Consider the following 935-nt stretch of genomic DNA (forward strand, 5'->3'; position numbering starts at 1 on the left):
CCAGTCTTTAGAAGTCAAATCACCGGCATCTCGGACTTGGAATACGATTTTTTCTTCACTGGTTTGAACATTCAGTTCAACCGGTGGAACGCCATACTTAAGTGCGTTTCGCAATAAGTTATCGATACATGTTCCAAGCCAGTAAACGTTAACTTTTGCCGCTACATCTTCGTTGATGTTGAAAAGCACAGCGTTATCAAATTCTTCTTCAATCTTATATTCTAGCCATTCTGCTACAGATGGAACCCAATCTGTTGCAAGCATTTGGTTATCAGATTGCAAATAATCTTTACTTGCCTCCGCCAATTGACGCAATCGGCGAGTATCTTCACATAATCTTCGGAATTCGTCATACACACTTTCAGGTAAGTGCTCAAATTCTCGTCTAAATCCTTCGACGGTTAGCGATAGTGAAGCAATTGGCGTTCGAAGCTCATGCGTTAAGATCTGTAAGACCAGCATACGGCTACGAAGTTCTTCACGCTTACTGTTCCAACGGTACACCGCCCAGCCAATGACAAGCAAGATGTTTGCAATGACAAGGATGATCATGCTGATCCGCAATACTTGCGAGTGATCTTCTACATCCCAACATATGTTGCCTCGTTTTACGAAACAGCTTTTGCTTTGTGACGCTAATGTATAAGAAAGACCCGCATTCGCGACGTTTTCTTGCCAAACATCTTTGGAAAATACGAAGTAACGGTCTCCACGACGAAGCCACATTTCCTTGCCTTCAATAAACATACTTGCTCCTGCAATTAGAGCATTAATGGCGTCATCGTCCATATTTTGCAAGCTTTCTAGTAGCTCGTCACCTTCTTCGTTGTCACGCTCTTTAATGTGCATGTACTGAGCAAGTTTAGGACGCAACTCGGGATACTTTTCAACATAGCGCGCCGCGTAAGTACCGCCACCCGGGTGAATTAATCCAC

1 protein-coding gene is annotated in these 935 nt (G+C 43.5%); it reads right to left on the reverse strand.

Annotation, left to right across the window (positions count from 1 at the left end):
- Window positions 1-935 (reverse strand): DUF3404 domain-containing protein (locus R8O11_RS25770; protein WP_318194682.1); only part of this gene is annotated, 935 nt, incomplete at both ends.

The sequence above is a fragment of the Vibrio sp. 1288 genome (assembly GCF_033344475.1).